This window comes from Marinicauda pacifica, assembly GCF_004793635.1.
Taxonomy (GTDB): domain Bacteria; phylum Pseudomonadota; class Alphaproteobacteria; order Caulobacterales; family Maricaulaceae; genus Marinicauda; species Marinicauda pacifica.
In genome coordinates, this window is sequence record NZ_SRXV01000049.1 from 1 (window position 1) to 315 (window position 315).

The window sequence follows — 315 nt, forward strand, 5'->3', positions numbered from 1 at the left end:
GGGCCCGCTTCGCCGACACCATGGCGCGGATGGCGGGCGAGAGTGCGCGCAGTGCGCAATTCGTCGTTCAGTTCACCGGCCAGCTGGCTACGTGGCTGGAGGAGTCGCGCTTTCGTCAGGGCTGCCCGCTGGCAACGCTGGCGCTGGAGCTGGCGCCCGGTGACAGCGAAGCGAGCGATACCTTGGAGGGCGTTTTCGCCGCCTGGCAGGATGCCCTCAAGCTGAGGCTCGAAGCAGACGGCATTGCGCCAGAGCGCGCTGGCCGGCTGGCGCTTCTCATCCTCTCCTCGATCGAAGGAGCGCTGATTCTGTCCC

At 67.6% G+C, this 315-nt stretch carries 1 protein-coding gene; it reads left to right on the forward strand.

The genetic code is table 11. The features are described 5' to 3' along the window. On the forward strand, positions 1-315 hold a 315-nt coding region (locus E5162_RS14845), incomplete at both ends, for an LmrA/YxaF family transcription factor (RefSeq protein WP_206751141.1).